Annotated in this window: 9 protein-coding genes; 3 read left to right on the forward strand and 6 right to left on the reverse strand. The window is 72.4% G+C overall.

Annotated elements, in window-relative coordinates; translation table 11 throughout:
- Nucleotides 1-10: 10 nt before the first annotated feature.
- Both CTKZ_RS12910 and CTKZ_RS12915 read right to left on the reverse strand, forming a co-directional pair.
- Entirely contained in the window at nt 11-1,333 is a 1,323-nt protein-coding gene (locus CTKZ_RS12910; RefSeq protein ID WP_307720304.1) for an extracellular solute-binding protein, read from the reverse strand.
- Between the two features lie 92 nt (nt 1,334-1,425).
- Nucleotides 1,426-2,613: an ROK family transcriptional regulator gene (locus CTKZ_RS12915; protein WP_124343339.1), complete on the reverse strand. Its 1,188-nt coding sequence runs from the start codon at nt 2,611-2,613 to the stop codon at nt 1,426-1,428.
- 225 nt (nt 2,614-2,838) lie between these two features.
- On the opposite strand from CTKZ_RS12915, the gene CTKZ_RS12920 reads away from it, so the two are divergent.
- Nucleotides 2,839-3,891 (forward strand): LLM class flavin-dependent oxidoreductase, encoded by a 1,053-nt coding sequence (locus tag CTKZ_RS12920; RefSeq protein ID WP_124343331.1) that lies wholly within the window; start codon nt 2,839-2,841, stop codon nt 3,889-3,891.
- 101 nt (nt 3,892-3,992) lie between these two features.
- Here the strand turns inward: CTKZ_RS12920 and CTKZ_RS12925 are convergent, their stop codons facing one another.
- The 3 genes from CTKZ_RS12925 to CTKZ_RS21600 are packed head-to-tail and all read right to left on the reverse strand — an operon-like array spanning nt 3,993 to nt 5,456.
- Nucleotides 3,993-4,316: a hypothetical protein gene (locus CTKZ_RS12925; RefSeq protein WP_124343332.1), complete on the reverse strand. Its 324-nt coding sequence runs from the start codon at nt 4,314-4,316 to the stop codon at nt 3,993-3,995.
- Between the two features lie 34 nt (nt 4,317-4,350).
- Nucleotides 4,351-4,887, reverse strand: a complete 537-nt coding sequence (locus CTKZ_RS12930; protein WP_124343333.1) for an OmpA family protein — start codon at nt 4,885-4,887, stop codon at nt 4,351-4,353.
- Complete coding sequence (locus tag CTKZ_RS21600) at nt 4,884-5,456, reverse strand: hypothetical protein (RefSeq protein ID WP_160142897.1); 573 nt, start codon at nt 5,454-5,456, stop codon at nt 4,884-4,886. Before CTKZ_RS21600 ends, CTKZ_RS12930 begins: the two co-directional genes overlap by 4 nt.
- Nucleotides 5,457-5,661: 205 nt before the next feature.
- Here CTKZ_RS21600 and pgi point away from each other — a divergent pair, with 205 nt between their 5' ends.
- Entirely contained in the window at nt 5,662-7,332 is a 1,671-nt protein-coding gene (gene pgi, locus CTKZ_RS12945) for a glucose-6-phosphate isomerase (protein WP_124343336.1), read from the forward strand.
- A gap of 254 nt (nt 7,333-7,586) precedes the next feature.
- Nucleotides 7,587-8,927: a pectate lyase gene (locus CTKZ_RS12950; protein ID WP_124343337.1), complete on the forward strand. Its 1,341-nt coding sequence runs from the start codon at nt 7,587-7,589 to the stop codon at nt 8,925-8,927.
- A 153-nt stretch (nt 8,928-9,080) separates the two neighbouring features.
- Here CTKZ_RS12950 and CTKZ_RS12955 read toward each other — a convergent pair whose 3' ends face one another.
- On the reverse strand, nt 9,081-10,340 hold the full coding sequence (locus CTKZ_RS12955) for an amidohydrolase (RefSeq protein ID WP_124343338.1): 1,260 nt from the start codon (nt 10,338-10,340) through the stop codon (nt 9,081-9,083).
- Nucleotides 10,341-10,418: the final 78 nt, after the last annotated feature.

A 10,418-nucleotide genomic window follows, 5' to 3' on the forward strand; every position in this document is an offset into this window, starting at 1 on the left:
GGCCGGTGGATCAGTTGAGCGTGTCCTCGAGGAGCTTGTCCGCGTCTGCCGCGGCCTGCTCGACGGGGGTGCCCGTGGCGATCTGCTGGAAGAAGTCCTCCAGGATGCGGTCGCCCTCGACGTCGGCCCACTTCTCGGCGGCCGGCGTCAGCTTGGCGTTGATCGCGGCCGAGACCGCGGCCTGGGCGTAGACGTCGTCACCCATCGACGACGTGTACTCGGTGTTGCCCGGGATGAGGCCGTTCTGGCCGAGCATCTGCTGGAACTCGGGCGAGTAGATGATGCGGATGAGGTTCTTCGCGAGCTCCTGGTTCTTGGACTTCGCGGCGACCGCGATGTTGGAACCACCCGCGAAGGCCGTGGCGAACTCGCCCTTGGTGGTGCCGGGCATCGCGAAGATGCCGGTGTGCTCCTCGTTGCAGGCCTGCTGCTCACCGCGCAGCGCCTTGGCCTCGTCGGAGGTGTCGTCGGGGTCGACGCCCTTGTTGCACTGCGGCAGGTCGATGCTCCAGCGCGCCCACGTCGGCGCGGAGAACATCGCGGCCTGGCCCGCGTTGAACGGGACCCACGGCTCGTTCGAGTCGGCGTCGGCCGGCGCGTTGGTCGCGTTCGCGAACAGGTCGGCGACCTGCTCGAGACCCTCGACCGACTTCGGGTCGGACAGCGCGCCCTTCCACTGGTCACCGTCCTGCACCGCGAAGTCGCCTCCCGCGGTGTAGAGCCAGGTCGCGCCGTTGTACCAGTCCTGGCCGGGGAACCAGAAGCCGGAGACCGCGTCGGACTGCAGCTTCTTGGCGGTCTCGTTGAACTCGGCGAGGGTGGTCGGCACCTCGACGCCGGCCGCCGCGAACATGTCCTTGTTGTAGAACACGGCACGGGCGCCCGAGTAGTACGGCAGGGCGTAGTTCTTGCCGTCGACCATGCCCGCGTCGACGAAGCCCTGGAGCAGCTTCGCGTCGCCGACCTCGGTGTACAGGTCGCTGATGTCCGAGAACGCGCCCGCGTAGGTGAACGTCGCGGACTGGGTGTTGCCGATCTCGACGACGTCCGGGGTCTGCTCCTCGGAGGCGAGGGCGGTCTGCAGGCGCGGCACGAGGCCGCTCCAGTCCTGCTCCTCGATGACGAGCTTCGAGCCGGGGTTCTCCTTCTCGAACGTCGTCACGAGGTACTCGCGGAGCGCGTCACCCGTGTCGGTGCCGTTGAGCCACAGCTTGATCGTGGCCGGCTCCGGGGTGCCGTTGCCGGTCGCGTCGTCGTCCGAGCCTCCGTCACCCTGGCTGCACGCCGTCAGGGTGAGCGCGGCTGCCACGCCGACGGCCGCGAAACGTAGCATCTTCACGTTGGGGTTCCTCCCGTGAGCGAGGCGAGCGCCGAACGGCGTCGCCGGGGTGGTGATTCCGACTGCAACGGGTCGGCTCGGGGTCGTCACGTGACCCCGAGCTGACCTGACAGGACGAGGACCGTCGCGCCGGCGAGGGTCCCGTCCTCGTCGAGTGAGCCCATCCGCAGCGCCAGCCCGTCGCCGATGACAGGCATGGTGCGGGTGCGGAGGGTGGCGAGCGCCGACTCGCGGAGAGGGCCGTCCAGCAGCTCCGAGGGGCCGGAGAGCAGGACCTCCGCGAGGTCGAGCGCGCTGACGACGGGTGCGAGGGCGATGCCCAGCAGCCGTCCGACCGACGCCAGCTCGGCGTCGGAGTCCTGGGGGTCGCGTCCTGCGGTGCGGCGGCGCAGCGCGGGGACGGAGAGCACGGTCTCGAGGCAGCCCTCGCGGCCGCACGCGCACGGCGCGGGCCGCTCGGGGGTGTCGCCGTCGAGGACCGTGACGTGGCCGATCTCGCCCGCGGCGTGGTGCCGCCCGAGCACGAGGGCGCCGTCGACGACGATGCCTGCGCCGACGCCCTGCCCGACGGTCACGACGATCGTGCCCTTGCCGCTCGCGTCGCCGTACGTGAACTCGGCGAGCGCGCGCGTGTTGGCGTCGTTCGCGACGTGCACGGGGACGCCGAGCGAGTCGGTGAGGCGCGCGGCGAGCGGCACGCCGTACCAGCCCCGGTTGGGCGCCTGGACGACGACGCCCGCGGGGTCGATGACACCGGGCGACGCGATGCCGACGCCGATGACGGTCCGCTGCGCGGCACCGAGCAGGTCGCGGCACAGCGCGTCGAGCAGCTGGACCGCGTCCTCCCCCGTGCGACCGTCGAGCGGCACGGAGCGCCGGGCGACGACGGAGCCGTCGAGGTTCATGACCGCGCCGTGGAGGCGGGCGTCGTCGGTCAGGTCGACGGCGACGACCTGGTACGCCTCGGTGCGCATCCCGACGAGCGTCGCGGGCTTGCCCACCTTGCCCTCGGCGCGGACCCCGAGCTCCTCGACGAGGCCCTCCGCGATGAGCTCCGCGACGAGGCCCGAGACGGTGACCCGGGTGAGCCCCGTGCTCCGCGCGAGGTCGGCACGCGACGACGGGCCGACGTGGAAGAGGTGCGCGAGCACCATCGACCGGTTGTGCGCGCGACCGTGCTCGGGCAGCGCCTTGGCCGTGGGACGCAGCGCGCGTCCGACGGGCCGGGCGGTCCCGCTGCCGGCTGCCGAGCCGGGCGTGGTGGTCGTCGTCACGTTTGTTAGTAGAGCGTCCTTACTAATCTCGGTCAAGTGTCCATCTGTGACCGTGACCACATCGTGACCGACCGTTCACACGGCCGACTCGCGGTCGTCCTGCGCGACACGCGGGCGACATCTGCCGAGGTGGGAGCGTGTCCAGACCGTCCGACGTGCGACGACGCCACGATCGTGCTGGCCGCTGATCGGAACACCGCGGCGCCGTCCCACGTTGGACGACGCATGGAGCTCGGCCTGTACACGTTCGGCGACATCCACCCCGACCCGACGTCTGGCGCGACGGTCTCCCCCGCGCAGCGGCTGCGGGAGATCCTCGAGCGCATCCGCCTGGCCGAGGACGTCGGCCTCGACTACGTCGGCATCGGCGAGCACCACCGCCCCGACTACGCGATCTCCTCCCCCGCGACCGTGATCGCCGCCGCGCTCGCGCAGACGTCGCGGATCACCGTCGGCTCCGCCGTCACCGTGCTGTCCACCGAGGACCCCGTCCGCGTGCACCAGCAGTTCTCGACCATGGACCTCTACTCCGGCGGCCGCGTCGAGCTGCTCGCCGGACGCGGCTCGTTCATCGAGTCCTACCCGCTGTTCGGCGCGTCCCTCGACGACTACGACGCGCTCTTCGACGAGAAGATCGGCCTCCTCCTGCGCCTCGACGAGGCCGAGCGCACCACCTGGACGGGCCGGTTCCGCGCGCCGCTCGACGACGCCCTCGTGCTGCCCCGCCCGCTCGACAAGCCCGGGCTCGGCCCGCACCTGCGCCTCGCGATCGCGACCGGCGGCAACCCTCGCTCGTCGGCGCGCGCGGGCACGCTCGGCCTGCCCGTCTCCTACGCGATCATCGGCGGCCAGCCCGCGTCGTTCGCGCCGCTCGTCGACCTCTACCGCGAGTCCTACGCCGCCTCGACGCGGCCCGGGCGCCCCGAGCAGCCGTTCGTCTCCGTCGCCGGCATGGGCTTCGTCGCCGACGACCCGCGCGCCGCGCGCGACTTCTTCTACCCGTACTGGCACGACTCCCTGCGCCGGATCGCGTCCGAGCGCGGGTTCGCGCAGCCCAACCGGATCGCGTTCGAGTCGCAGGCCGCGCGCGGCGGCGCCTACTTCGTCGGGCACCCCGAGGAGGTCGCCGAGCGGATCGTCGCGCTGCACGGCGTGCTGCACCACGACCGGCAGGCGCTCCAGATGGACCTGTCGGGCGTGCCGCACGCCGAGTCGATGCACGCGATCGAGCTGCTCGGCACGCGCGTCGCGCCGCTGGTCCGGGACGCACTCGGCTGACGGCGTCGAACGGCTGGTCCGCGGACGCGCTGGGCTGACGGCGTCGAACGTCAGCACGGCGCGGCGGGCAGGACGGTGCGGAGGTCAGGACCGCCCCGCGGTCAGGACCGCGCGCGCAGCGGCGTCGCCGGGCGGTCGACGAGCGTCCAGGTCACGGCAGCCAGGACGACGGCCACGAGCAGGACGGACGGCCAGGCACCGAGGTGCGGTGCGAGCAGGTGCGAGACGACGAAGCAGAGAGCCGCGACGACGAGCACCGCGACGGTCCGCACCGGGCCGGCGGGGCGCCACGACCGCACCGCGCACCATGCGCCCCCGGCCAGGAGCACCGCCCCGCCGAGCGCCCGCACGTCGGTCGCCTGCGCGACCGCGAACCCGACGACGAGCGTGAGCGCGGCGATCAGCGCGGTGGGGATCCGGTGCACCGGCTCACCCTACGTCGCACGCCCGGAGGGGCCGTCAGCCCGTCGCCCAGCGCATCTCGACGCGGCGGTTGCGGGCCATCGCCTCCAGGTCGGGCGTCGTGCCGGCGTACTCCGACGCGAGCGGCTCGCTCGACCCGGCACCGCCGACGGCGAGGACGAGGTCGGGCCGCGACGACCGCAGGACCGCCGCGACGGCCTCCGCGCGGGCGCTCGACAGCGGCAGGTTGATCGCGTCGCCGCCGCGCGAGTCGGTGTGCCCGACGACCGACACCTCGGCGCCCTGCGGCACCTGCTGCGCCTGGTGCTCGACGGCGGCCAGCGCGGCGGGGTCGAGGTCGGCGCTGCCGAACGCGAACAGCACGTCCGACCCGATCGTCAGCACCGTCGTGGTGCCCTCCTGCTGGGGCGGCTCGACGGCTTCGACGGACCCGTCGGTCGAGTAGCGGTCGATCGACTTCTCGATCTTCGCCGTCGACGGCTCGGGGGCGTCCGACCGGTCGACGTACCCCGCGGGGACGACCACCAGCGGGAGCGCGAGGGCCGCCGCGACGGCGAGGTGCACCGTGCTCACGACGCCACCGGGATCGCGGGCAGCTCGACCGACCACTCGTCGATCGTGAACGTGATCTCGTCGATGTCGTCCTCGGGCGCCGCGTACACGAACCACGACTCCAGCGGCTCGCCGTCGCGCGTGACGGCGTCGTCGTTGGTCAGCCAGTCCTGGACTCCCTCGCCCTCGACCACGGAGTAGCGCTTGAGGTTCTGCCGGTCCAGGAGCACCGGGTGCACGAAGAAGAAGTCGTTCATCTCCGACAGCGAGACCTCGTCGTCGGCGTTCGCCAGGTGCGGCGTGAAGGCCACGCGCAGCGTCATCGTCGAGCCGTTGCCGTCGAGGGTGAGCGAGCGCACCGCGACGTCGACCGTCCCGATGCCCTTCGGGAGCGTCGCCTCCGCCTCCGCGACGGTCGTCTCGTCGCCGCCGGTGCCGCCCGCGTCCGCCGACGCGCTCGGGGACGCGGCCGTCGGGCTCGGGTCGGGGTCCGACCCGCCCGTGCAGGCGGCCAGCGGGGCGGCGAGCACGAGGAGAGCGGCGAGCGTCGCACGACGGCGCGCCAGCAGGGTCCGGGTTGTCCGAGGCATCCCGCGATCATGCCCGATCCGTCTGGTTCCCTCGCGGCCGTCCCACCGGCCGCACGGCCCGCTCACCCGGACGGAGGCCGCGACGGTACCCGGTCGGACCAGCGCGAGGACCGACGGACGTCCTGTGCGGGCGGGTCGCCGCCCGGGCTAGGTTGGGACGGCCAGCGCGGTCGCGCACCCATCACCCGCTCCGAGAGGGAGACCCGTGTCCTCGCACCCCATCGACGCCACCAGCACGAGCGCGTGGCAGGACCTGTCCGCGCACGAGGCCGAGCTGCACGCCGACCTGCGCGGCTGGTTCGCCACGGACCCGGCCCGCGCGGAGCGCCTGTCGTTCCCGCTCGCCGACCTGCACGTCGACCTGTCGAAGAACCTCGTGACCGACGAGACGCTCGCGCTGCTCGTGCGGCTCGCCGAGGAGGTCGGGCTCGCCGACCGGGTGCAGGCGCAGCTCCGCGGTGACCACATCAACGTCACCGAGGACCGCGCGGTGCTGCACACGGCCCTGCGCCGGCCCGCGGGTGCGTCGCCCGCGCTGGTCGTCGACGGGCAGGACGTCGACGCGGACGTGCAGGCCGAGCTCACGAAGATGTCCGCGTTCGCCGACCGGGTGCGGTCGGGCGCGTGGACGGGCGTCACCGGCGAGCGGGTGCGCACGGTCGTCAACATCGGCATCGGCGGCTCGGACCTCGGCCCGGTCATGGCGTACGAGGCGCTCAAGCCGTACGTGCAGGACGGCCTCGAGGTGCGGTTCGTGTCGAACATCGACCCGACCGACCTGGCCGAGAAGGTCAAGGGCCTCGATCCGCGCACGACCCTCTTCATCGTCGCGTCGAAGACGTTCGGGACGCTCGAGACGCTGACGAACGCGCGACTGGCGCGCGACTGGCTGTGGCGCGAGCTCGGCACCGAGGACACCGACGAGGCGCGCAACGCAGCCGTCGCGCAGCACTTCGTGGCGGTGTCGACCGCGCTCGACAAGGTCGCAGCGTTCGGCATCGACCCCGCGAACGCGTTCGGGTTCTGGGACTGGGTCGGCGGCCGCTACTCGGTCGACTCCGTGATCGGCACGTCGCTCGCGATCGCGATCGGCCCCGACGCGTTCCGCGACTTCCTCGCGGGCTTCCACGCCGTCGACACCCACGTCGCGACGACGCCCTTCGCGCAGAACGTGCCCGTCCTCATGGGTCTGCTCAACGTCTGGTACGTCAACTTCCTCGGCGCGCACACGCACGCGGTCCTCCCCTACGCGCAGTACCTGCACCGCTTCCCGGCGTACCTGCAGCAGCTGACGATGGAGTCGAACGGCAAGTCGGTCCGCTGGGACGGCACCCCGGTGTCGACGCAGACCGGCGAGGTGTTCTGGGGCGAGCCCGGCACCAACGGCCAGCACGCGTTCTACCAGCTCATCCACCAGGGCACGCGCCTGATCCCGTCGGACTTCATCGCGGTCGCGAACCCCGCGCACCCGCTCAAGGACGGCGAGACCGACGTGCACGGGCTGTTCCTCGCGAACTTCTTCGCGCAGACGAAAGCCCTCGCGTTCGGCAAGACCGCCGACGAGGTGCGCGCCGAGGGCACCGCTGAGGACATCGTCCCCGCGCGCGTGTTCTCCGGGAACCGGCCGACGACGTCGATCCTCGCGCCGTCGCTCACGCCGTCGGTGCTGGGTCAGCTCATCGCGCTGTACGAGCACATCACGTTCGTGCAGGGCGTCGTGTGGGGCATCGACTCGTTCGACCAGTGGGGCGTCGAGCTCGGCAAGAAGCTCGCGCTCGAGATCGCGCCCGCGGTCGAGGGCGACGCGTCCGCGCTCGACGCGCAGGACCCGTCGACGAAGGCGCTCATCGCGAAGTACCTGGAGCTGCGGGGCTGACCCCGCCGTCTGCCCAGTGGGCGCCGTCCGGATCGCCGGGCGGCGCCCACTGCGCACGGTGAGCGATATCTGCCCAGGTCAGCAGTGGTGCGCACGGCACCGGAAGTGGGCGCGGCACAGCCCGTGACGCAGTCGGGGGCGGTATCGAAAGTCTGGACCGGTAGAGCCATGAGAAACGTCTCATAGCGCTCCCGCTGGGCGATTTGCGGTGGTTGGGTGTCCCAGCAACCGCTTTCCCCCATCGGAGGTCGTTCATGACATCCCGTCCCACGCGCCGCGCCCGCCAGGCCGTCGCACTCGCCGTCGCCGGCGTGCTCGCCACCGCGACCGCCCTCGCCGTCGCTCCCGCCGCCTCCGCGGCGACGCCCGACGGCAGCGCGACGTACGTGCTCGTCAGCCGCAAGAGCGGCAAGGTCGTCGACGTGCAGGGCGCCTCGACGTCCGACGGTGCCGCGGCCGTGACCGCGAACCGCACGGACGCGGCCTCGCAGCAGTGGCAGTTCGTGTCCGTCGGCAGCGGTTACTACGAGCTGCACAACCGCGCGTCCGGCAAGGTGCTGGCCGTCGCGTCCGCGAGCACGTCCGACGGCGCCGCGCTCGTGCAGGCGACCGACCAGAGCAGCTGGTCGCAGCAGTTCTCGCTCGTCGACCAGAGCGACTACGTGCGCCTGGTCAACCGGAACTCGGGCAAGGTCGTGTCGATCGCCGGCGCCTCGACGTCCGCCGGTGCGGCCGTCGTGCAGCTCACCGACGGCAAGTCGTACCACCAGCAGTGGCAGCTGGTGAAGGTCGGCTCGGGCAGCACGCCGACCGCGACGTCGACGCCCAAGCCGACGGCCACGTCGACGTCCACCCCGAAGCCCACGGCGACCGCGACGTCGACCCCCAAGCCGACGACCACGTCCAACCCCGGCTCGTTCCCGTCGTGGCCGACGGCGACGGGCGAGAAGAAGGTCTCGTCGACCATCTCCGTGAGCGGCACGCTCGACGGCGGGCTCGTCCGCTACTACGGCATCTCGTCCGGCGGGCAGAGCGAGTCGCAGCCGCCCATGTTCCTGCTGTCCGACGGTGCCGTCCTCAAGAACGTCATCCTCGGCTCGGGTGCGGGCGACGGTGTCCACTGCACCGGCACGTGCACGCTCGAGAACGTGTGGTGGGAGGACGTCGAGGAGGACGCCGCGACGTTCAAGGGCACCTCGTCGTCGCAGGTCATGACCGTGAACGGCGGCGGCGCGCGCTCGGCGTCGGACAAGGTCTTCCAGCACAACGGCCCCGGCACGTTCGTCATCAAGAACGTCCAGGTCTCCGACTTCGGCAAGCTCTACCGCTCGTGCGGCAACTGCTCCAAGCAGTACGCCCGCACGGTCGTGGTGCAGAACGTGCAGGTGACCGCGCCCGGCAAGTCGCTGGTCGGGATCAACTCCAACCTGGGCGACAAGGCGACGATCAGCGGCGTCACGATCATCAACGACTCGTCGAAGAAGATCGCGATCTGCGAGGAGTACAAGGGGGTGACCTCGGGCGAGCCGAGCAAGGTCTCGTCCGGGCCGTCCGCGGCGTGCGGGTACTCGACTTCGTCGATCACCTACCGCTGAGCCGTCCCGGCGCGGACCGGTGACCGGTCCCGCCTGACGTCCCGCACCACCGACGGCACCGTCCCACGCTCCCGGGACGGTGCCGTCGGTCGTCGACGGTCCGTCGTCACCCGCCCGACGCAGGCGGGGCCGTGCCGGCGGGCGTCGCCGCGGTCAGCGGGCGAAGCGCTCCGCGCGCTCGACGACGCGGCCCCGGTGCGCGGCCTCGTCCCACGTGTAGACCGTGCGGCCGTCGATGAGCACGTGCTCCGCGCGGGCGTGCACGTCGAGCGGGTCGCCCGACCACACGACCACGTCGCCGTCGCGGCCCGGCTCGAGCGCGCCGACGCGGCCGTCGAGCCCGAAGAACGACGCGGGGTTCGTCGTGAGCGCCTCGAGCGCGGTCTGCCGCGGCAGGCCCTCCTTGACCGCGAGCGTCGCCTGGTGCACGAGGAAGTTGATCGGCACGACAGGGTGGTCGGTCGTGATCGCGACGCGCACGCCCGCGGCCGCGATGGCCGCGAGGTTCTCGATCGCGCGGTCGCGCAGCTCGACCTTGGAGCGGCTCGTGAACATGGGGCCGAAGATCACCGGCACGTCGCGCTCCGCGAGCACGTCGGCGATCTTGTGCGCCTCGGTGCCGTGGTTCACGACCAGCCGGTAGCCGAACTCGTCCGCGAGGCGCAGCGCGGTCGCGATGTCGTCGTGCCGGTGCGTGTGCTGGTCCCACACGAGCTCGCCGTCGAGCACGCGCGCCAGGGTCTCGAGCGCGAGGTCGGCGGCGAACGGCTCGCCCTTGGTCGCCGCCGCGGCCCGCGCGGCCGCGTAGTGCCGGGCCTTCGTGAACGCCTCGCGGATGACCAGCGCCGTGCCGAGGCGCGTCGACGGGAGCTGCTTGCGCTCGCCGTACACGCGCTTCGGGTTCTCCCCCAGCGCCGACTTCACGCTCACCGACGCCGAGATCACCTGCTCGTCGACCGTGCGGCCGCCCCACGTCTTCATCGCGACCGACTGGCCGCCGATCGGGTTGCCCGAACCGGGCTTCACGACGACCGCCGTGATGCCGCCGACGAGGGCGTCGCGGAACCCCTCGTCCTCGATGTTCACGGCGTCGACCGCCCGGACGCCTGCGGTGTTGGGCGTGACCATCTCGTTGGTGTCGTTGCCGGCGGTTCCCTCGCCCTCCTCGTGGAGGCCGACGTGCGCGTGCCCGTCGATGAACCCGGGCAGGACCCAGCGCCCGGTCGCGTCGATCACGCGCGTCCCCTCGGGCACCTCGACGTCCGCGCCGACCGCGGCGATCCGGCCGTCGACCACGTGCACCGTGCCGCCCTCGACCGGCGGCCCCGACACCGGCACGACGTAGCCGCCGGTGATCGCGACGGTGCGGTCCGGACGCTGGGCAGGGGACGGCGACGAGGTGCTGGTGGTCATGTCGTCCACCGTACGTCGCCGCCGCCCGACGCCTCGGGTCGGGCGGCCGCGGGCCCGGCGCCGGCCCGGGGGTGCGCC

This window comes from Cellulomonas algicola, from assembly GCF_003851725.1.
GTDB lineage: Bacteria > Actinomycetota > Actinomycetes > Actinomycetales > Cellulomonadaceae > Cellulomonas > Cellulomonas algicola.